This is a genomic window from Flaviramulus sp. (assembly GCF_982512915.1).
In genome coordinates this window covers 90694-108997 of record NZ_CEWOCJ010000009.1, presented here as the reverse complement: position 1 = coordinate 108997, position 18304 = coordinate 90694, and the positions used below count along the sequence as shown (strand labels likewise).

The window sequence follows — 18304 nt, the reverse complement described above, 5'->3', positions numbered from 1 at the left end:
AGGGGGGCACAGTGAAAATCTGTTGACAAACCTTCCGCGGTTTGAAATCCTCCTCTCCACATAAAAAAAAATCTTTAAAAAAAAAGCTATTCTTAGCTTGTCTTTTTTTAAAGATTTTTTAAATTTTTAGAATAAATTATAAAACTTAAGAAAGTTGTTTTTCTTCTATTTTGGTTTCAAGTAAATCAAAGTTGTAAATATTATGGTCCAAAAGGTGAGAAGGATACACATTTTGTAAAGCATGCATCATTGTAGAACTTCTATCTGGATACTCGGTATCCCAATCGGTAATCATTTGCTTTACTTTTTTACGTTGTAAATTTTCTTGCGAACCACATAAATTACAAGGTATAATTGGGAACTCTTTCATTCTAGAAAAAGTTTCAATGTCACTTTCGCTACAGAAAGCTAAGGGCCTTAGCACGATTAAATCTCCTGCATCATTTCTGAATTTTGGAGGCATAGTTTCTATTTTTCCAGCAAAAAATAAATTAAGAAAAAATGTTTCTAAAATATCGTTTCTGTGATGCCCAAGTGCTAGTTTATTGCAATTTAAGTTTCTAGCAGCTTCATAAAGAGTACCACGTCTTAATCTGGAACATAAACTACAAGTAGTTTTTCCTTCAGGTGTTTTCTCCATTACAATTTTATAGGTGTTTTTCTCTATAATTTTATAGTTTACGCCTAAATTGTTTAAGTAATTTGGTAATACATCAACGGGGAATCCAGGTTGTTTTTGATCTAAATTTGCAGCTATAATATCAAAAGAAATAGGAGCTACCTTTTGGAAATATAGCATCATTTCTAGCAAGGTGTAACTATCTTTTCCTCCTGAAAGGCATACCATAATACGATCGCCAGCTTCTATCATGGAAAACTGTTTAATAGCTTCGGCTGTTGCACGTTGTAATTTTTTTGTAACCTGTTTGATGGTTTCCATGGTTGAAAATTAGTATTTAAAAGGTTAGAACTAAAATAACCCGACAGACATTTTCAATTTTCATTCAAAAAAAAGTGCTTGAAAGACTTGTAAATTATAAGCCAAATACCTCTTTTACTTTGTCTAAATAATCTAATTTTTCCCAAGTAAATAACTCTACTTCTATTGTTATGGTTTCACCCATTGGTTGAGAAAATGTTTTAGTTACTGTTTCGTTTGTGCGTCCCATATGGCCATAAGCAGCTGTTTCACTGTATATTGGCGAGCGTAATTTTAAACGTTCTTCAATTGCAAAAGGGCGCATATCAAAAATTTCGGAAACTTTTTCAGCAATCTCACCATCCGTCATATTAAAAGGGCATGTGCCATAAGTATCAATAAAAATACCCATAGGCTCAACCACACCAATAGCATAACTTACTTGTACTAAAATTTCATCAGCAACACCAGCAGCAACAAGGTTTTTAGCAATATGTCGTGTAGCATAAGCGGCACTTCTATCAACTTTACTCGGGTCTTTACCAGAAAATGCACCGCCTCCATGAGCTCCTTTTCCACCATAAGTATCAACAATAATTTTTCGTCCAGTTAAGCCAGTATCACCATGTGGTCCTCCAATTACAAACTTACCTGTTGGGTTAATGTGATATATAATATCATCATTGAATAATACTTGAATTTGCTCTGGAAGTTTTGCAACAACTCTGGGTATTAAAATATCTACAATATCTTTTCTTATTTTTAAAAGCATAGTTTCGTCATCAGCAAAATCATCATGCTGGGTAGATACAACAATGGCATCAATACGTTGTGGAATATTATCATCGCTATATTCAATAGTTACTTGACTTTTTGAATCAGGTCTCAAGTAGTTAATCTCTTTATTCTCACGACGCAATTCAGCTAATTCTTTTAAAATCCTATGCGATAAATCTAAAGCTAAAGGCATAAAGTTTTCAGTTTCGTTTGTTGCGTAACCAAACATCATACCTTGGTCTCCAGCTCCTTGTTCTTCTTTGCTAGCTCTATCAACTCCTCGATTTATATCATCAGATTGTTCGTGGATAGCAGAAAGTACACCGCAAGAATTTCCATCAAACATATATTCTCCTTTAGTATAACCAATTTTGTTTATTGTATCTCTTGCTATTTTTTGAACATCTAGATAAGTATTAGATTTTACTTCTCCAGCAAGAACTACTTGTCCGGTAGTAACTAAAGTTTCACAAGCTACTTTTGATTCTTTATCAAATGCTAAAAAATTGTCAATTAGGGCATCGCTAATTTGATCTGCCACTTTATCAGGGTGTCCTTCAGAAACACTTTCTGAAGTGAATAAATAAGCCATATTTTAAATTTTACCAAAGATTTGACGATAACGTCGAAGGAAGTTTACACTGCCTTTAGCATTTTTATTTACACTTAATAAAATTAAGTATAAAGAGGTTGCAATCAGTCAAATCTTTCCTCTATTATTTCTTAATAGCAAAAGTAAAAAAATAAAAGAAAATGAGTGTTTTATTTTGGTTTTTTAATAAAAAATTAGCAATTAAAAATGGAGTCTAATATTGACGCTTTCCAAATATAAAGTTTATTTCAACTATAAGCTCAATGAGTAACGCACTAATTAATTTATATAGTTTATAAGTTGTAAATTTCAAATTAAATAATTTTGAAAAAGCCACTTTCTGTAAAATATGATTTTTGTTTATTATTTTTTGATTTTTGAACATCATAAAAAAATAAGTTTAAGTTGTTGATATTCAATTTTTTAAATTAAAATTTAACCTTGTGAATTTAACCTTAAAATGTTTACAATATAATATGTAAAAACCTAATAAATTAATTTCGAATCTTATTTGGACTTTTTTTTATAATTATTGAATAAATGAGTATTAAAAAATGAAAACTGGCCAATTTTAAAATTTTTGCAATACAATATGAAAGAACTTAATAAACACAGTAAAAGATTAACTCAAGATGAATCTCAACCAGCATCACAAGCCATGTTGTATGCTGCAGGTTTATCTGATGAAGATATGAATAAAGCGCAAGTGGGTATTGCTAGTACAGGATATGATGGAAACCCTTGTAACATGCATTTAAACCGTTTGAAAGACGAAGTTAAAATTGAATGTAACATTGCGGGTTTAGTTGGTTTAGGGTTTAATACTATTGGAGTTTCAGATGGAATTTCAATGGGGACATCGGGTATGAATTATTCATTGGTTTCTCGAGATATTATTGCAGATTCTATTGAAACTGTCATGAACGCACAAAGCTATGATGCGTTGATTGCCATTGTTGGTTGTGATAAAAATATGCCAGGGGCAATAATTTCTATGTTGCGTTTAAATCGACCTTCAATAATGATGTATGGTGGTTCTACAGCCTCTGGCTCTTATAAAGGTAAAAAACTAAATATTGTATCAGCTTTTGAAGCTTTAGGGCAAAAAGTTGCAGGAGAAATTGATGAAGCTGAGTACAAAGAAATTATAAAAAGAGCCATTCCTGGTGCAGGAGCTTGTGGTGGGATGTATACTGCTAATACGATGGCTTCAGCTATTGAGTGTATGGGTTTTGCATTACCTTATAACTCCTCTATTCCTGCAGAAAACCCTAATAAATTATCTGAAAGCGAGAGAACAGCAATAGCTATAAAAAACCTTTTAGAGTTAGATTTAAAACCTTTAGATATTATTTCTAAAAAGTCAATAGAGAATGCTGTTACTTTAGTTAACGCACTTGGCGGTTCTACAAATGCTGTATTGCACTTTTTAGCTATTGCACATGCTGCCGATATTGATTTTACTCTAGAAGATTTTCAACATGTAAGCGATAAAACACCTTTAATTGGAGATTTAAAACCAAGTGGCAAATATCTGATGGAAGATGTTCATAGCATTGGAGGGATTCCTGCAATCATGAAATATTTATTAGAAAATGGGTATTTACATGGAGATTGTATGACAGTTACGGGTAAAACACTAGCAGAAAATTTAGCGGATGTTGAGGCTATTGAGTTTGAAGAACAAGATATTGTTTACCAAAAAGAAAACGCTTTAAAATCTTCTGGAAACTTGCAGATTCTCTATGGAAATTTAGCTGAAGAAGGTGCTGTAGCAAAAATTTCTGGTAACGAAGGATTGTTGTTTGAAGGAAAAGCTGTAGTTTATGATGGAGAACAAGCTGCAAATACAGGTATTTCAAATGGAGAAGTAGAAAAAGGTGATGTTGTTGTTATACGTTATGTTGGTCCTAAAGGTGGACCCGGAATGCCAGAAATGTTGAAGCCAACCTCATTAATTATGGGTGCGGGTTTAGGAAAAACTGTGGCATTAATAACTGATGGTCGTTTCTCAGGTGGAACACATGGTTTTGTTGTAGGGCATATTACACCAGAAGCACAATCAGGTGGTAATATTGCATTACTAAAAACTGGTGATAAAATTAGAATTAGTGCTAAAAACAATTCAATAAATGTATTAATTTCTGATGAGGAGTTAGCTGAAAGAAAAGCACAATGGGTCGCTCCAGAATTAAAACATAAAAAAGGAATATTATATAAATATGCAAAAACGGTAGCATCAGCTTCAAAAGGTTGTGTAACCGATGCATTCTAAATAAATTTTTAAATTTCCCTTTAAAGGAAAAATAAATAGTGTGGGTATGAAAACACAAACATTAAATAACACTGAAGAAGTGATAAATAAAACAGAGCGAATCACAGGTAGTGAGGCTATTATTAAATGTTTAATAGCAGAAGGTGTAGATATACTTTATGGATATCCAGGAGGTGCTATTATGCCTGTTTATGATGAATTATATAAATACAGAGATAAAATCCATCATGTGTTAACACGCCACGAACAAGGTGCAACGCATGCTGCACAAGGGTATGCGCGTATTTCTGGTAGAGTAGGTGTAGCCATGGCTACATCAGGACCTGGAGCTACTAACCTTATTACAGGGATTGCAGATGCTCAAATAGATTCAACACCAATGGTGTGTATTACAGGTCAGGTGTTTTCTCATCTATTAGGAAGCGATGCATTTCAAGAAACCGATATAGTTGGTATATCAACTCCAGTTACAAAATGGAATCATCAAGTTACCAAAGCTTCTGAAATTCCAGAAGTTTTAGCAAAAGCGTTTTACATTGCAAAAAGTGGTCGACCAGGACCAGTTTTAATTGATATTACTAAAGATGCTCAAGTCTCTGAGCTTGATTTTCAATATAAAAAATGTACAGGTATTAGAAGTTATATTCCTGTACCAAAAACTAAACCAGATGCGGTTAAAGCTGCAGCAGATTTGATTAATGCTGCTAAAAAACCAATGATAGTTTGGGGTCAAGGCGTTATTTTAGGACAAGCTGAAAATGAATTAAAAGCAGTTATTGAAAAAGCAGGCATACCAGCTGCTTGGACCATTCTTGGTGCTTCAGCAATTCCAACATCACATCCTTTAAATATTGGTATGGTTGGGATGCACGGAAATTATGCGCCTAATAGATTAACAAACGAGTGCGATGTGCTTATAGCAATAGGGATGCGATTTGATGATCGTGTTACAGGTAGTTTAAACACCTACGCAAAACAAGCTAAGATTATTCATTTTGAAATTGATCCAGCTGAGGTAGATAAAAATGTAAAAACAGATGTGGCAGTTATTGGAGATTCTAAAGATAGTTTAACGCAATTATTACCATTGCTCAATACAAATTCTCATGAATCTTGGTTACAAAAATTTAATGATTTATATGACATTGAATTTGAAAAAGTAATTAAAGATGATATTTCTCCAACCAAAGAAGGATTAACAATGGGGGAGGTATTAAAACAAATAAATATTGAAACAAAAGGAAACGCAGCTATTGTATCTGATGTAGGTCAGCATCAAATGATTGCTTGTCGTTATGCCGACTTTAACATAACTAAAAGTAATATTACTTCAGGTGGCTTAGGCACAATGGGGTTTGCACTTCCAGCTGCTATTGGAGCAAAAATGGCAGCTCCAGAAAGAGAGGTTGTTGCTATTATAGGTGATGGTGGTTACCAAATGACTATTCAAGAATTAGGTACTATTTTTCAGCAAAAAGCAGCTGTTAAAATTGTGGTTTTAAATAATGAGTTTTTAGGAATGGTGCGTCAATGGCAACAGTTGTTTTTTGATAAACGTTATGCTTCAACCGAAATGACAAATCCAAATTTTGTAGCCATAGCAGAAGGGTATTATATCAAAGCTAAGAAAGTAACAAAACGTGAAGAATTAGCTGATGCAGTGAAAGAAATGATAGCTTCAAAAGAATCTTATTTTTTAGAAGTTTGTGTAGAAAAAGAAGATAATGTATTCCCAATGATTCCTGCTGGAGCATCGGTTTCAGATATAAGATTAAGTTAAATAAAAAAATAGAATAAAGAATCAAGAAATTAGAACTGAGAGATTAAATAAATATAAATAGCACAAAATCTTTTCTCTTATTTCTCTTCTCTCTTATCTCACAAGTAATGAACGAAGACATAAAAACATTTACCATATCTATTTATACCGAAAATAACATCGGTTTATTAAATCGTATATCGGCAATTTTTCAACGCAGACATATAAATATTGAAAGTTTAACAACTTCGCAATCAGAAATTGAAGGTGTTAATAGATTTGTTATTGTTGTTAATATTACAGAAGAACAAGCTAAAAAGATTGTTGGGCAATTTGAAAAGCAAGTTGAGGTTATTAAAGCATATTTTCATACAGATGAAGAAACTATTTATACAGAATCATGTATGTTTAAAATAAAATCTTCTTTACTTTTTGAAGAACCTCAAATTCAAAATATTATCAAAGAAAGTAACTCCAGAATTGTTACAGTAAATAAAGAGTTTTTTGTACTTGAAAAATCTGGTAGAAGAAACGAAATTGAATCTTTAAGACGCGATTTAAACGTTTTTGGGATTATGCAATTTGTCCGCGCAGGACGTATAGCTGTTACAAAAGACGAAATGAAAATAAGTGAAATGCTTATGGCATTCAATAATTAATAATAATTAAAATTAAAAATGGGAAATTATTTTAACACGTTATCGTTAAGAGATAAATTAAATCAATTATCGAAGTGTAGATTTATGGATTCTTCAGAGTTTGAAGATGGTGTAAATGTTTTAAAAGGAAAAAAAATTGTAATAGTTGGTTGTGGTGCTCAAGGCCTTAACCAAGGTTTAAATATGAGAGATTCTGGTTTAGATATTTCTTATACTTTGCGAGCTGAAGCTATCGCAGAAAAAAGAAAATCTTATGTAAACGCCTCAGAAAATGGTTTCAATGTAGGTACTTACGAAACATTAATTCCAACGGCAGATTTAGTTTTAAACCTAACTCCAGATAAGCAACATACAAGTGTTATTAAAGCAGTAATGCCTTTAATGAAACAAGGAGCTACGTTATCATATTCTCATGGTTTTAATATTGTTGAAGAAGGTACTCAAATCCGTAAAGATTTAACGGTTATTATGGTAGCTCCAAAATGTCCAGGTACCGAAGTAAGAGAAGAATATAAAAGAGGTTTTGGTGTTCCAACATTAATTGCAGTGCACGAAGAAAACGATCCTGAAGGAAAAGGGTGGGCACAAGCAAAAGCTTATGCTGCTGCAACAGGAGGGGATCGAGCAGGTGTTTTAGCTTCTTCATTTGTGGCTGAAGTTAAATCTGATTTAATGGGAGAACAAACCATTCTTTGTGGCTTGTTACAAACAGGTTCTATCCTTTGTTTTGATAAGATGATTGAAAAAGGAATAGATGCAGGTTATGCTTCAAAATTAATTCAATACGGTTGGGAAACAGTAACTGAAGGTCTTAAATATGGTGGAATTACCAATATGATGGACAGACTTTCAAACCCAGCAAAAATTAAAGCTTTTGAATTGTCTGAAGAATTAAAAGACATCATGCGCCCGTTGTTCCAAAAACACATGGATGATATTATGGAAGGCAAATTCTCGAATGGTATGATGCAAGATTGGGCTAACGATGATAAAGATTTATTGGGTTGGAGAGCAGCAACTGCTGAAACTGCTTTTGAAAAAACTCCAGCAGGGAATGTTGAGATTTCTGAGCAAGAGTATTATGATAATGGTGTTTTAATGGTGGCTATGGTAAGAGCGGGTGTTGAATTGGCTTTTGAAGCTATGACAGATTCTGGTATTATTGATGCTTCTGCTTATTACGAATCTTTACATGAAACACCACTTATAGCAAACACAATTGCAAGACGTAAGTTATACGAAATGAATAGCGTTATTTCTGATACTGCTGAGTATGGTTGTTATTTATTTGATCACGCATGTAAGCCTTTATTGTCAGATTTTATGAAGAAAATTGATACTGATGTTATTGGAAAAGCGTACGCAAAAGATAACGGGAAAGGTGTTGATAATGCAAAATTAATAGAGGTGAATAAAGCGTTAAGAAACCATCCTGTTGAAAAAATAGGAGCTTTCTTAAGAGCATCTATGACGGCTATGAAGCCTATAGTTTAAATAGTAAAAAATTTATGAATAAGGAAAACAAAACTTATTTTCCTAATATTGATAATATAAAAGTAGCTGCCGATACCATTAAAAAAGTATCGGCAGTTACGCCTTTAAACCATAGTTTAAGATATTCAAAACAATACCAAGCTAATATTTTTTTTAAGCGAGAAGATCTTCAACAAGTACGCTCGTATAAAATCAGAGGTGCTTATAATAAAATTAGTTCATTAACCAAAGAGCAATCTGCTATAGGAGTCGTTTGTGCTAGCGCCGGAAATCATGCTCAAGGGGTTGCTTTATCTTGTAAACTACTAAAAATTAAAGGCACCATTTTTATGCCTGCTCCAACACCAAATCAAAAGGTGGAACAGGTAAAAATGTTTGGAGAAGATTTTATTGATATCAAGCTAGTTGGTGATACTTTTGATGATGCTTATCATGCAGCTAAGTTTGAGTGCGAAGCCTTACAAAAAACCTTTATTCACCCCTTTAATGATGAAAAAGTTATTGAAGGTCAGGCTACCATTGGTTTAGAAATTTTAGAGCAAACCGATGTCCCTATTGATTATGTTTTTTTAGCCGTAGGAGGTGGAGGTTTAGCAGCAGGGTTATCAACAGTTTTTAAGACCTTATCACCAAACACTAAAATTATAGGTGTAGAACCTGAAGGTGCGCCTTCCATGACAGTTTCTATTAAAAATAATAAAAATACAGAGTTAATACACATAGAAAAATTTATTGATGGTGCTGCAGTTAAACGAGTGGGCGATTTAACCTTCGCTATTTGTAAAGAAACCCTTTCTGATATGATAACAGTGCCAGAAGGTAAGGTTTGTGAAACCATTTTAGAACTTTATAATAAAGACGCTATTGTAGTTGAGCCAGCTGGAGCACTTTCTATTTCGGTCTTAGATTTTTACCAAGATGTTATCAAAGGTAAAAATGTAATTTGTATTGTTAGTGGTAGTAATAATGATATTACTAGAACGGCCGAGATTAAAGAACGCGCGCTTTTGTACGCTAATTTAAAACATTATTTCATTATAAATTTCCCACAACGCGCGGGTGCTTTAAGAGAGTTTGTAGTTGATATTTTAGGTAAAAATGATGATATTACATACTTCCAGTATGCGAAAAAAACAAATAGAGAAAATGGGTCGGCAGTTGTGGGTATCGAATTAAAATCAGTAAAAGATCTTGAACCACTTATTACTAAAATGAAGCAACGTAATTTTTATGGTGATTATTTGAATGATAAACCAGATTTATTTCAATTTTTAGTATAAATTTTAATAAAAACTGCGAAATCGTTTTCGTTTATTTCTTTAAAAATGTCGGGGTTATAAGTATTTTTATGGTCCTTTTTTACTTACTTTAGTTATGTAATTTAACGTTATATTTGTTAAAAAAACTAAACTTAAAATTGTATACTGTGAAAAACACCTTTGTAGAAATCCCAGAAGTTTATAAAATAAAATCTCTTTTACATCAAAAAACATATCTAGTATCCGGTGAATTGAAACAATGGAGCGGAAACAGTACAGAAGTTTATTCTACAATTTCTTCAACTTCTGAATATAAGCCAACGTTACTTGGAACGGTTCCCGACTTAGGAGCAGATGAAGCTATGGAGGCATTAAACTCTGCATTAAAAGCCTATGATAAGGGACAAGGTTTGTGGCCTACCATGAAGGTTGTAGATCGCATTGCTTGCATGCAAAAGTTTGTTGAGCAAATGAAAACTAAACGCGAAGAAGTTGTAAAACTTTTAATGTGGGAGATTGGTAAAAATTTACCAGACTCAGAAAAAGAGTTTGATAGAACGGTTGATTATATTAATGACACCATTGAGGATTATAAACAATTAGATAGAGATTCTGCAAAATTTGAAAAAAATGAAGGTGTATATGCACATATTAGAAGGGGTCCTTTAGGAGTTGTTTTGTGTTTAGGGCCTTATAACTATCCACTTAATGAAACATTTACATTACTTATTCCTGCATTAATTATGGGGAATACCGTTGTGTTTAAACCTGCTAAACATGGGGTGTTATTAATTTCTCCTTTATTAGAAGCCTTTCAAAGTAGTTTTCCTAAAGGCGTAGTAAATGTTATTTATGGTCGTGGTCGAGTTCTGGCTTCTCCAATAATGAAATCTGGTAAAATAGATGTATTGGCTTTAATTGGAAATAGTAAATCTGCCAATGCATTACAATCACAACACCCAAAAGGGAATAGATTACGAATGGTTTTGGGCTTAGAGGCTAAAAACCCAGCCATCATTTTACCTGATGCCGATTTGGATTTAGCTGTAGATGAATGTATTGCCGGAAGTTTGTCTTTTAATGGACAGCGTTGTACAGCTTTAAAAGTGATATATGTTCACGAATCTATTGCAGAGGAATTTAATAGACGTTTTGCTTATAAAGTAGATCAATTAAAATATGGAAATCCTTGGGAATCTGGTGTTAAATTAACACCACTACCAGAAGTTGAAAAACCAGCGTACATTCAAGAATTAATAGATGATGCGCTTGAAAAGGGCGCCCATATTATTAATGAAAAAGGCGGAGAAACAATAGAGAATTTTATTTTTCCAGCTGTTTTGTATCCAGTTAACAAGGAGATGAGAGTTTATACAGAAGAGCAGTTTGGACCTGTAGTACCCGTGATTTCTTTTAAAGATATAGACCAGCCTTTAGATGATATGGCAGAATCAAATTATGGTCAACAAGTAAGTTTATTTGGAAAAAATGTTAATACTCTAGCGCCTTTAATAGATACTTTAGTAAACTTAGTATGTCGTGTAAATTTGAATAGTTCTTGTCAACGTGGTCCAGATGTATACCCTTTTACAGGAAGAAAGGATTCAGCTTATGGTACGCTAAGTGTTCTTGATGCCTTACGTTCGTTTTCTATAAGGACTTTTGTGGCTTCAAAGGATAACGAGTATAATAAAGCTATTTTAAATGAACTTCTTGATAAAAAAATATCTAACTTTATAAGTACAGATTATATACTATAAATTAAATTCATAAAAATGAAAATTATTAAAATTCAATTTTTAGCCGTTTTGTTAGCTTCTTTAATGTTTAATTGTGGCGGTAAAGAAGAAAAAAAGAAAGAAGGATTTACTTATGAAAAAGTAGCTTACCCTGAAGGAAAGGCAGATTTAAAAGAAGCTGAAAATAACTCAGGGAATATTGTTATTACATCCAACGATTTGATGCAATTTAATACAAAAGAAATTAAAGCAAAGGCAGGTAAAAAAGTAAAACTAACACTTAGGCACGTTGGAAAACTTGATATTAACGTTATGGGACATAATGTTGTGATACTAAAACAGGGTGTTGATTTATTAGAGTTTTCTGCTAAAGCTGCTGTAGAAAGAGAAAACAAATACATCCCTAAAAATTCTCAAGACATTATAGCTCACACAGATCTTATTGGTGGCGGGCAAGTAACATCGATTGAGTTTGATGTGCCTGAAGCTGGAATTTATGATTTTTTATGTAGTTTTCCTGGTCATTCTGGTTTGATGAAAGGAAAATTTATTGTGGAATAAGTGTAAAGAAAATTATATTTTAAAAACCTCAAAAGATATAGCTTTTGAGGTTTTTTATTTTTAAATTTTATAATTTAATCTTAACAATGTTCCTCTTGGAAGCACTGGAACTACAACAAAACTAGCATCAGGATTTGCTTGAATAAATTCAGGAGTTGCACCATTAGCATTAGCTCCAAAGCTGTTTTCTCCAAAGAAATTCGCTAGCCCTTCAGAGTTAAAAACATTGTTTACTAATAAGTTAGTAGATAATTTTTTAGTTATTTCATATCCAAAACCTAAATTAAAAATACTGTAAGCTGGAAGTTTAAATCCGTTGGCAACATTACCTTCACGTTTTCCCATAAATTGCCATTTAAAAAATGCACTTATTTTGTTTTTTTGATATTCATGACTTAAGTTAAACATTAATCTAGGGTTAAAAGGTAATGTGTTGCCTGAGAAATTTTCAATGGTGTCATCACTTACATTAACAGATCCTGCAGCATTATAGATTTTCCAATCTGTTGCTTTCGGATTTTGAATGATACCATTGAAACGAAAAGTGAAGTTTTCAATTGGAGAAAAAACACTTTCCCATTCAAGACCAATTGTTCTGGAAGTATTAAACTGAATTGGAGTATAGAAAATACTATTATCGTCAGAATCAAATTCAAAATTAGCTATTCCAATATTATCTAACTCACTCCAAAAAGCAGTTGTTGTAAATGAGAAATCTTTAAGGTTACATTTAGTGCCTATTTCTAATTGAGTTATTTTTTGAACGGCTCCTTTTTGATTTATGGGAACATTTGAAAAATTGTTAAAATAATAATTTAGTTCAGGGGCTTTGTTTCCTAGAGAAAATCTTGTAAAAAGAGTAGCTTCTTCATTAATCTTATAATTCAAGCCTCCAGAAAAAGATACATAGTTGTAGGTGTAATTAAAGTTGTCTTTTTGTCCTGTAGGAGCTATAATACTATTATCATACGCTGTTGTATTATCGCCGTCTAAACCACCATTTTGAGAAAAAGGCGCAAAACGATCTTTACTTCCTTTATGTTTAATGGACTCATATCGAACACCTAAATCTAGGTGGATGTTATCAGAAATCTTCCATCTATCATTAATAAACGTAGCTAATTGACTCACTTTTGCTTCAGCATTCACAAAAAATAATCCACCATAATTACTTAGTCCATTAACGTCAGATAAAGCTATTACAGGATCTCCAGGATTTTCAAGAGTAACTTGTAACATTTTAGGGTTAGGCTCATAAGTTACATAAGCAAAAGTGCCTTGAGTAAATATAGATGTGTCCGACAGGCCTAAAGAAAAACCTGTTGTTATATTGTGGTTTTGCAATTCTTTTCTTAAGATAAATTGGTTCATCAATTCATCGGCACTATTATCTTTATACCAAGCTGATGTACCCATTATAGCATCATTTGGCAAGGTTTCCGTTCCAAGATATTGAATGGGTTGTCCTGATAAAATCCCTGAATTATTTATTCTAGCTAATTCTTCGCCAGATTGCGTGTCTCTGAAAACTACTTGGCCTATTGGAAAATCGGCGCCACTAATAAAATAGGCTAAAGGATTATCAAGAGAAACAAAAGCATTACTTATTGAAGTTTGCCAGTTAGCATTTTTAGAGGAAATTTTTATATTATTTTTTACAGACCAATTATTTTCTAAATCTTGTGAAATATCAAACCCAAAAGCTAAATCTTTAGCATGAACACCTTGTGAGGGATCAAAACTATTTGTGGTATTATTATTTAGTGATCTTCCATCAGGAATATTTCCTGAAAAACCTGGCATCAGTAACGATGTAGAATTAAAATTTTGACCAAAAGCAGGTGTAGGATTGTTCCAATTAGTTGCTGCAACACCAGTCCATCTGTTTGTGTAATCATCTAAAATTTTACCATAAAACTTCAGATAACCCCTTTCATTTTTTTTAATAACATTAAATTTGAATTGTCCACCTTTACTGAAAGTGAAGTTTGTATTTCTCGCACCATCATCTTGTCTGTAATGCCCACCAGCATTTATAAACCAATTATTTCCTAATGAACTACCAAAATTTGCGTCAACTTTAAATAATGCATTTTCTTCACCTTGTAATCCGCCAGATATTTGAAAGTCTCCTCCAAAATCATTTCTAGTTCCATGAGAGATGAAATTAAATATCCCTCCTGGCGCATTAAGTGCTGTTATTGATGAACTTCCGCCTCTAATAGCTTCAACGTTTTTTGTTGTTAAATCAACTCTATGGAAAAGGTCTGGACTATAATAGGAGTGTTGAACTAAACTCACAGGAAGTCCGTCCTCTTGTAATGATGTGTAATACCAACCCATATCATCTTCAGCTGAAGCTGAAACACCTCGGCTATATACTTTTGTGAAAACTTCGCCTGCAGAGGCATCAGTAAAAGTACCTGGAATATTTTGAAGTAAACTAGCTGTTCCCTGAGGAAACGTTTGAAGTACAGTTTTTGAATTAAGAATACTAATTGATGTAGTAGATTCTAATTTAACTCTTGGGTCGAAGGTGCCAGTTACTACGATACTTTGTAGGTTTAATAAATCTTCTTGTAAAACAAAATTTAAGGTTTTATTTTTTTCTTTGAAATCAAAACTTTCGTTTATTGTTTTATAACCCAAGTATGTGATAATTATTGTATAGTTGCCAGTAGGTAGATTTTGAATTTCAAAATTCCCATTCGAGTTAGTGACACTGTAAAAACTTGTTGGAATTAATGAAATTGTTGCACCTTCAAGAGCTTCACCTTTCAAATTTTTTACGCTACCATTTAAAGTAGTTTGAGCTGATAAAAAGAAAGTTGAAAATACGAAAACTAAAAAAAGTAGTTTAATTTTATTCATAATAAAAATGGGGTAATAAATGATTTAAAATTTTTTGTTAAAGGGCAAATTTATAAAATATATCCAGATAACTCCAATGATTCTTTAATTCAAAAGCTGATAATATTTATTAGTAAAAAAAAGATTTATTAAATTTGAACTTGAAACCTTCCAAAACATGAAAAAGAAGCTTATAAATATTATATTATTTGTTTTATTTACATTATTTGCGGTATTTCAATTAAATGACCCAGATCCTTTCCATTGGTTTTTGATTTACGGATTTGTTGCTTTAATTTCTTTAATTGCAATTTTTAAGGCATTACCAAAGCCTTTAATTTGGATTATGGTTTTAGGATTATTAATCTATTCGGGGTTTTATATTCAATATTTTTTTGAATGGTTACAAATTGAAAATAAATCAGAAGTTTTTGGTGAAATGGTTTATCAAAAACCTTATTTAGAAGGTACTAGAGAATTTTTAGGCTTAGTTTTAGCAGCCATAGCCTTGATGTTTCAATTAAAAAAAACTAGCTAAAAGTTTAAATTCCAACCTTCACGATAGTCTCTTTTTACAAATTGATTAGCGTCTTCAAAATTTGTTATTTTCATATTTGTGCCATCCCAAAGCAGTTTTTTTCTTCCAGGATATACGAATCTATTGTTTTTGGTTTCCTCTCTAAGATTATAACTTCTTATGGCTAAATTACCCATTAATATTGATTCTGTTAAAGGTCCAGCAAAATCAAAAGAAGAGGTTAGTGCTTTATGAGTCTCACTTCCATATCCAGCTTTACAAGCTTCAACCCATTTTGTTGGATGTCCATTTTCAGGAAGTTGGTTTTCTTGCTCAGTTTCATCATTCTCAGGTAAAATGATTTCGCCAGAGTTAAGATATATTTTAGGACTTCTTCCATAGGTGCCACACGTCATGATGCCTTTTTCGCCTATCATCATAACACCATTTGAGCTATCATCATCGCCAATTTGATGATCTGCAGGGATAAGATCTGGATGAAAAGGTCTTAGCCCACCATCTGTCCAATTCAATTTAACAGTTGAAGGATTTTTCTCTGTTGCTTCAAATTTTAATTGTGTTCTTGATGAAGGCGGACAGGATTCTGGATAATAATCTGGTGTCCAATCTTGAGTAAAAATCGATCCTACGCTGCTTTCAACTTCAGTTGGATAACCTAAACCTAAAACACGGTAAGGAGGATCCATTAAATGGCAACCCATATCTCCAAGTGCGCCAGTGCCAAAATTCCACCATCCGCGCCATTTAAAAGGATGATATAATGGATGATAATCAACCCATTGTGAAGGCCCTACCCAAGTATCCCAATCCAAATTGTCTAGTATAGTAGGCTTATCAGTTGGTGTTTTTATACCTTGAGGCCAAACAGGTCTGTTAGTCCAAACATGCACTTCTTTTACAGTGCCAATAATTCCGGAATCAAACCAGTCTATCATGGTTTGAACACCTTTGCCTGAAGCGCCTTGGTTACCCATTTGAGTAACAATTTTGTATTTAATTGCAGCTTCAGTTAGCACTCTAGCTTCGTATATGCTGTGAGTTAATGGTTTTTGCACATACACATCTTTATTTAATTGCATTGCAGCCAGTGTAATAACGGCATGGGTATGGTCTGGGGTAGATACGGTAACCGCATCAATATCATTTGAATCTTCTAATAATTTTCTATAATCTTTAAATTGTTTAGCTTTTGGAAATTGAGTAAAAGCATTGGCAGCTCTGTTCCAATCTACATCACAAATGGCTGCAATATTAGATGCGCCATTATTCCAAACATTCATCATATCCGAATAGCCTTTACCACCGGCACCTACAACGGCTATATTAAGCTTATCACTTGGTGCTATAAAACCTTTTCCCATAACGTGGCGCGGAATGATTGAAATACCTAGGGTTGTTAGTGCTGTATTTCTAATAAATGATCGTCTGCTATTGGAAGGCTTTTTATTCATTTTTAAAAGATTTAATATTATGAAAATTTATAATTTAAGTATTTCAATATTTCTAAATTCAATAGGATGACTCTCACTTTGTAAAGAAATATAACCGCCTTTTAATGGTTGTCCATTTTTAGCTTGAATTTCCTGAGAAGTTGTATCTAAAAATTCGCCACCAATAATGGGGTTAGCATACGATATTACGGGTATTCCATCAATATAATGTGTAATAGAATCGTTATTAACTAAAACTTCAGCAGTTATCCATTCCTCACCGTAATACGTTTTACAATTTGCTTTAATACAATGTTCAGTTATCATTTTTTCATTCATAGTAACATGTGTGCCTGGTGTACAAAGATTGCCTGAGGAGCGAGGTTCATTTTCTTTAACACCACCAAGCAGTTGTACTTCTAAAGATATTGGAAAACCTTGGTTAACTAGCATGCTTTTTGGGTCTTGACAGTGTATCATGATGCCACTATTTTTTGTGGCCCAACCTTGTCCGCCTCTAGCTTGTTCACCAGTAAATCTGTATTGTAAACGGAATCTATAATTTGAAAAAGGAGTTTTGTAGAATAAATGCCCAAATTGGTTGGTAAAAGTATCATATTGATCATATGATACTTTTATAACTTCATTTTCAACCCTAAAAGTATTATTATAATTATCATTAAGTTCGAAACCATTTATTTTAATGGTCCAATCGTTTAAGTCTTTACCGTTGAATATTTTTACCCAATTTTCAGTTTTTTTTTCTGTTTTTTTACAGTTGAAGTTTACAAATAGTATAATAGTAAAAATGACTATTGAGTATCGTTTCATATGTTCAAATTTTTTATAAAGAATACGATTTTCCTCCAGTTAATTCTTGAAGATTACCACAGTAATATTGAGATGGAACTGGATCATAAACCAATACATTTTCACCAATTTGTTCTGTAGTTAAATATGCGTTTATAGTCATCCATTTAATACTGTTCAGAAATTCTGATTTTGTTAATTCTAAAGATTCTGGATTTTCTTCTCTTTCTTCATCAATTTCATCTTTTACAAGCATGTGTTTGTCTAAAAGTATTTTATAAGCATCTTCTGAAACATGCTCTATACTTTCTTCAGTATTTGGTTTAATCATAGTCATCATATTTGCAAAAGCAGACTTGTATTTTATTTGCTCCTCATCATCCAAAACTTCATTCATATATTTGTCTATAAATTGAGGGACGTTTAGCTCTGTTGCTGCTGGTAGATTGTCTGTTTTCGGTAAAATGATATCAACTAGTTTAGCCAAAGCTACACCTTGATCAGTAGTTAAAAATTCTGGTATCCAATTTTTAACCTCACTAGTACAACTTTGTAATAAACCAATAATTGTTGGTGTTGCAACAAAAAAGCCTGTTGCTAGTCCTAAGTTTTTTAATGCATCTCTTCTTTTCATCTTTTCAA

Annotated in this window: 14 protein-coding genes; 8 read left to right on the top strand and 6 right to left on the bottom strand. The window is 32.6% G+C overall.

All coding sequences use genetic code 11. The annotated features are described in order from the left end of the window. Positions 1 to 145: 145 nt before the first annotated feature. Both ttcA and metK read right to left on the bottom strand, forming a co-directional pair. A complete protein-coding gene (gene ttcA, locus AC1XJX_RS08350) occupies positions 146 to 940 on the bottom strand; it encodes a tRNA 2-thiocytidine(32) synthetase TtcA (protein WP_482003518.1) in 795 nt (264 codons plus the stop codon). Positions 941 to 1034: 94 nt separating this feature from the next. Next, positions 1035 to 2288 (bottom strand): methionine adenosyltransferase, encoded by a 1254-nt coding sequence (metK, locus tag AC1XJX_RS08345; RefSeq protein WP_482003517.1) that lies wholly within the window; start codon positions 2286 to 2288, stop codon positions 1035 to 1037. Positions 2289 to 2880: 592 nt separating this feature from the next. On the opposite strand from metK, the gene ilvD reads away from it, so the two are divergent. The 7 genes from ilvD (at position 2881) to azu (ending at position 12034) form a co-directional block, all read left to right on the top strand. Next, positions 2881 to 4563, top strand: a complete 1683-nt coding sequence (gene ilvD, locus AC1XJX_RS08340; protein ID WP_482003516.1) for a dihydroxy-acid dehydratase — start codon at positions 2881 to 2883, stop codon at positions 4561 to 4563. A 46-nt stretch (positions 4564 to 4609) separates the two neighbouring features. Further along, positions 4610 to 6343, top strand: coding sequence for a biosynthetic-type acetolactate synthase large subunit (gene ilvB / locus AC1XJX_RS08335; RefSeq protein ID WP_482003515.1), 1734 nt, complete (start codon positions 4610 to 4612; stop codon positions 6341 to 6343). Between the two features lie 107 nt (positions 6344 to 6450). Further along, positions 6451 to 6981, top strand: coding sequence for an acetolactate synthase small subunit (ilvN, locus tag AC1XJX_RS08330; protein ID WP_482003514.1), 531 nt, complete (start codon positions 6451 to 6453; stop codon positions 6979 to 6981). Between the two features lie 18 nt (positions 6982 to 6999). Further along, positions 7000 to 8475 carry a ketol-acid reductoisomerase gene (gene ilvC, locus AC1XJX_RS08325; RefSeq protein WP_482003513.1) on the top strand — a complete coding sequence of 492 codons (1476 nt, stop codon included), beginning with the start codon at positions 7000 to 7002 and terminating at the stop codon, positions 8473 to 8475. A gap of 14 nt (positions 8476 to 8489) precedes the next feature. After that, positions 8490 to 9755, top strand: coding sequence for a threonine ammonia-lyase IlvA (gene ilvA, locus AC1XJX_RS08320; protein ID WP_482003512.1), 1266 nt, complete (start codon positions 8490 to 8492; stop codon positions 9753 to 9755). A gap of 146 nt (positions 9756 to 9901) precedes the next feature. Further along, positions 9902 to 11494, top strand: a complete 1593-nt coding sequence (locus AC1XJX_RS08315) for an NADP-dependent glyceraldehyde-3-phosphate dehydrogenase (RefSeq protein WP_482003511.1) — start codon at positions 9902 to 9904, stop codon at positions 11492 to 11494. A 15-nt stretch (positions 11495 to 11509) separates the two neighbouring features. Then, positions 11510 to 12034 (top strand): azurin, encoded by a 525-nt coding sequence (azu, locus tag AC1XJX_RS08310; RefSeq protein WP_482003510.1) that lies wholly within the window; start codon positions 11510 to 11512, stop codon positions 12032 to 12034. A 60-nt stretch (positions 12035 to 12094) separates the two neighbouring features. Here the strand turns inward: azu and AC1XJX_RS08305 are convergent, their stop codons facing one another. Next, complete coding sequence (locus tag AC1XJX_RS08305; protein ID WP_482003509.1) at positions 12095 to 14905, bottom strand: TonB-dependent receptor; 2811 nt, start codon at positions 14903 to 14905, stop codon at positions 12095 to 12097. Positions 14906 to 15062: 157 nt separating this feature from the next. On the opposite strand from AC1XJX_RS08305, the gene AC1XJX_RS08300 reads away from it, so the two are divergent. Beyond that, entirely contained in the window at positions 15063 to 15422 is a 360-nt protein-coding gene (locus AC1XJX_RS08300) for a transmembrane 220 family protein (RefSeq protein WP_482003508.1), read from the top strand. On the opposite strand, the gene AC1XJX_RS08295 is transcribed toward AC1XJX_RS08300, so the two are convergent. The 3 genes from AC1XJX_RS08295 to AC1XJX_RS08285 are packed head-to-tail and all read right to left on the bottom strand — an operon-like array spanning position 15419 to position 18296. Beyond that, positions 15419 to 16873, bottom strand: coding sequence for a Gfo/Idh/MocA family protein (locus tag AC1XJX_RS08295; RefSeq protein ID WP_482003507.1), 1455 nt, complete (start codon positions 16871 to 16873; stop codon positions 15419 to 15421). The two genes, AC1XJX_RS08300 and AC1XJX_RS08295, sit on opposite strands and share 4 nt — an antisense overlap. Positions 16874 to 16900: 27 nt before the next feature. Then, positions 16901 to 17683, bottom strand: a complete 783-nt coding sequence (locus AC1XJX_RS08290) for a 3-keto-disaccharide hydrolase (protein WP_482003506.1) — start codon at positions 17681 to 17683, stop codon at positions 16901 to 16903. A 13-nt stretch (positions 17684 to 17696) separates the two neighbouring features. Continuing rightward, complete coding sequence (locus AC1XJX_RS08285) at positions 17697 to 18296, bottom strand: gluconate 2-dehydrogenase subunit 3 family protein (protein WP_482003505.1); 600 nt, start codon at positions 18294 to 18296, stop codon at positions 17697 to 17699. Positions 18297 to 18304 lie beyond the last annotated feature (8 nt).

Coding starts and splice junctions, on each gene's coding strand:
- ttcA (WP_482003518.1), bottom strand. CDS start 940: ATGGAAACCATCAAACAGGTTACAAAAAAATTACAACGTGCAACAGCC.
- metK (WP_482003517.1), bottom strand. CDS start 2,288: ATGGCTTATTTATTCACTTCAGAAAGTGTTTCTGAAGGACACCCTGAT.
- ilvD (WP_482003516.1), top strand. CDS start 2,881: ATGAAAGAACTTAATAAACACAGTAAAAGATTAACTCAAGATGAATCT.
- ilvB (WP_482003515.1), top strand. CDS start 4,610: ATGAAAACACAAACATTAAATAACACTGAAGAAGTGATAAATAAAACA.
- ilvN (WP_482003514.1), top strand. CDS start 6,451: ATGAACGAAGACATAAAAACATTTACCATATCTATTTATACCGAAAAT.
- ilvC (WP_482003513.1), top strand. CDS start 7,000: ATGGGAAATTATTTTAACACGTTATCGTTAAGAGATAAATTAAATCAA.
- ilvA (WP_482003512.1), top strand. CDS start 8,490: ATGAATAAGGAAAACAAAACTTATTTTCCTAATATTGATAATATAAAA.
- azu (WP_482003510.1), top strand. CDS start 11,510: ATGAAAATTATTAAAATTCAATTTTTAGCCGTTTTGTTAGCTTCTTTA.
- AC1XJX_RS08305 (WP_482003509.1), bottom strand. CDS start 14,905: ATGAATAAAATTAAACTACTTTTTTTAGTTTTCGTATTTTCAACTTTC.
- AC1XJX_RS08300 (WP_482003508.1), top strand. CDS start 15,063: ATGAAAAAGAAGCTTATAAATATTATATTATTTGTTTTATTTACATTA.
- AC1XJX_RS08295 (WP_482003507.1), bottom strand. CDS start 16,873: ATGAATAAAAAGCCTTCCAATAGCAGACGATCATTTATTAGAAATACA.
- AC1XJX_RS08290 (WP_482003506.1), bottom strand. CDS start 17,683: ATGAAACGATACTCAATAGTCATTTTTACTATTATACTATTTGTAAAC.
- AC1XJX_RS08285 (WP_482003505.1), bottom strand. CDS start 18,296: ATGAAAAGAAGAGATGCATTAAAAAACTTAGGACTAGCAACAGGCTTT.